The sequence below is a fragment of the Arthrobacter sp. 2YAF22_2 genome, from assembly GCF_052114645.1.
In the GTDB taxonomy this organism is placed as follows: Bacteria; Actinomycetota; Actinomycetes; order Actinomycetales; family Micrococcaceae; genus Arthrobacter.
In genome coordinates this window covers 1-2783 of record NZ_JBFRFD010000475.1, presented here as the reverse complement: position 1 = coordinate 2783, position 2783 = coordinate 1, and the positions used below count along the sequence as shown (strand labels likewise).

The window sequence follows — 2783 nt, the reverse complement described above, 5'->3', positions numbered from 1 at the left end:
ATGTACTTCCGCTGTGAGACTTGTCTCACAGCGGAAGTACGCGTCTTCCGGCCTACTTGACCAGGCCCTTGTCCTTGAGCCAGGCCGCTGCGGCGTCCTTCGGGTTCTGCTTCTGGCTGCCGCCGACAGCACGGTTGAGGTTAATCAGGTCATCGGTGGTGAGCAGCTTGGAGACGTTGTTGAGGGCCTCCTTGGCCTTGTCCGTCATCTTGGCCTTGTTGTACAGCGGCAGGACCTGCTGGGCGATGAAGTTGTTCTTCGGGTCTTCCAGTACCACTAGGTCATTGTCCGCGATGGCCGGGGTGGTCGTGTAGATGTCGGCTACCTGGACCTGGTCCGTGAGCAGTGCCTTGACCGTGACGGGACCGCCGCCGTCGCTGAAGGGTTCCAGCTTCTTGGGCACGCAGTTGTAGTTCTTCTTCAGGCCCGGCAGCCCGTAGGCACGTTCGCTGAAGGTGGCCGGGGCGCCGACCACGATTTCGCTGCAGACCTTGGCCAGGTCCTCGATGGACTTCAACTTGTACTTCTCCGCGGTGGCTTTGGTCACCACCATGGCGTCCTTGTCCTCGGCCTTCGCGGCATCCAGCACGGCCAGGCCRTCAGGAAGCTTGCCCGGCAGGGCCTGGGCAATGTCGGCGGCGGAGACTTCGGTAGCGTCCTTGTTTACGTGCAGCAGCAAGTTTCCGCTGTAGTCGGGGACGACGTCGACCGAGCCGTCCTGCACCGCCTTGAAATAGACCTCGCGGGATCCGATGTTCGGCTTGGTGCTCGCCGTGACACCGGCGGCGTTGAGTGCCCCGGCATAGACCTCGGCGATGACCTGGCTCTCGGTGAAGTCGGCGGACCCGATCACGAGCGCCCCGCCCGCCCCGGAGGAGCCGCCGCTGGCAGGTGCCGAGGACAGGGGGTTGGACGAGCCGCCGCATGCGGACAGGGCAACGGCCAGTCCGACGGCGGCGGCCAAGCTGCCGAATGCGCGCCTGCCCAATGCTCGTTGGCGGATTTCCTTCATGACGTACCTCCTTGAACAACAGCCTCCGCGGTCGCGGGGTCTGTAAGATCAACCGCGGCCTGCTGGCCCCGGTTCGGTATGGCGGCGGCTCCGCGGGTCAGGAAGGCCCGCTGGAACAACACAAGCAAAAGGTCGACGGCGATCGCGAGCACCGCGATGAGCAGCGAACCGCCGAGCATCTGCGGGAAGTCGGAAAGGACGAGGCCGTCGAAGAGATAGCGGCCCAGGCCGCCCAGGTTGATGTACGCGACGACCGACACCGTCGCTATTACCTGAAGGACTCCCGTGCGGAACCCGCCGAACATCACCGGAAGCGCGTTCGGGAATTCGGCGCGGAAGAGGACCTGGAGTTCGGTCATGCCCATGGCCCGGGCAGCGTCCACAACGTTCCGGTCCACGCTGGAGATGCCCGCGTAGGTGCCGGCCAGCAGCGGGGGCACAGTCAGGATCACGAGCGCCCAGACCGGCGGCATCAGCCCGATCCCCACCAGCAGGACGAAGAGCGTCAGCAGACCGAGGGTCGGCAGTGCGCGCAGCGCGCCGGCGAGGGCCACCACCGCCACCCGGCCGCGGCCGGTGTGCCCGACGTAGAGCCCGATCGGGACAGCGATGGCGGTCGCGATCAGCATCACCAGACCGGTGTATTGCAGGTGTTCTGCGAGGCGCACGGGGATTCCGCTGCTGCCGGACCAGTTTGCCGGGTCGGCCAGCCAGGCGAGGGTGTCGGTCAACACGTTGCTCATACGGATGCCCCCGCCGCGGAGTCGGACAGCTTGCGGGCCGCGGCCGGCTCGCCGGAACCGTCGGAGCCGCCGGACTTGCCGGAGCCGGCCCGGGTCCAGGGCGTCAGGAGCCGCTCCAGGAGCACCAGCACGGCGTCCATCAGCAGCGCCAGCACGAGGATGGCGATAATGCCCACCAGCACTTCGGTGACAAAGTCGCGCTGGAGCCCCGAGGTGAACAACATTCCGAGGTTGCCGATACCGAGCAGGGCGGCAACGCTGACCAGGGAGATATTGCTAACTGAAACGACCCGGAGGCCGGCGAACATCACGGGCAGGGACAGCGGCAGATCGATCTGCAGGAAGCGGGCCAGGGGTTTGAAGCCCATGGCGACGGCGGCCTGTTCGAGGTCCTCATCGACCGAGTCGAAGGCATCCAGGGCGGCCCGTACCAGGAGCGCGACGGCGTAGATGGTCAACGCCACCACGACGTTGGCCGGATCCAGAATGCGGGTGCCCAACACCGTAGGAAGGATGATGAAGAGCGCCAGCGAGGGAATCGTGTAGAGCAGAGACGAGGCGGTCAGGATCACCGTGCGCAGGGTGCGGTTCTGCCGGGCCAATTGGGCCAGCGGGATGGAAATCAGCAAGCCAAACAGCATCGGCAGAATTGCCAGGACAAGATGCTGGCCCGCGAGGCTGAAGACCTGCCCGCTATTGGCCAGGAACCATTCCATCAGAGCGCGCCCTGCCGGACGCGGCGGGCCGTTTCGATCACTGCGAGCACTTCTTCGGCAGTGATCACGCCGGCCACCCGACCGTCCGCATCCACGGCGACGCCCAGTCCGGACGGTGAGGACAAGGCCGCGTCCAGCGCACGCCGGAGCGTCTCGCCCTTGTGGAACAGCGAGCCGCCCGGGACTTTGTTGGGGCCAGCGCCGGGCGCGCTCCAGCCGAGCGGCCGCCCATCCCCGTCCGCCACGAGCTGCCACTCGTCCGCCCGCGGACCTCCGTCACGGTCAAGTTCAGCGAGGCTGATGGTGTCTACC

The 2783-nt window shown here is 66.3% G+C and carries 3 protein-coding genes and 1 pseudogene; all 4 read right to left on the bottom strand.

The window, feature by feature from the left end; translation table 11 throughout:
* Positions 1-52: 52 nt before the first annotated feature.
* A complete protein-coding gene (locus AB4Y86_RS16080; RefSeq protein ID WP_441403182.1) occupies positions 53-1012 on the bottom strand; it encodes an ABC transporter substrate-binding protein in 960 nt (319 codons plus the stop codon).
* Positions 1009-1755 carry an ABC transporter permease gene (locus AB4Y86_RS16075; RefSeq protein ID WP_441403181.1) on the bottom strand — a complete coding sequence of 249 codons (747 nt, stop codon included), beginning with the start codon at positions 1753-1755 and terminating at the stop codon, positions 1009-1011. Before AB4Y86_RS16075 ends, AB4Y86_RS16080 begins: the two co-directional genes overlap by 4 nt.
* A complete protein-coding gene (locus AB4Y86_RS16070) occupies positions 1752-2471 on the bottom strand; it encodes an ABC transporter permease (protein WP_441403180.1) in 720 nt (239 codons plus the stop codon). Before AB4Y86_RS16070 ends, AB4Y86_RS16075 begins: the two co-directional genes overlap by 4 nt.
* Positions 2471-2783 (bottom strand): annotated as a pseudogene (locus AB4Y86_RS16065) (ABC transporter ATP-binding protein); the annotation flags it as partial. The pseudogene AB4Y86_RS16065 and the gene AB4Y86_RS16070, both read right to left, overlap by 1 nt.

Coding starts and splice junctions, on each gene's coding strand:
- AB4Y86_RS16075 (WP_441403181.1), bottom strand. CDS start 1,755: ATGAGCAACGTGTTGACCGACACCCTCGCCTGGCTGGCCGACCCGGCA.
- AB4Y86_RS16070 (WP_441403180.1), bottom strand. CDS start 2,471: ATGGAATGGTTCCTGGCCAATAGCGGGCAGGTCTTCAGCCTCGCGGGC.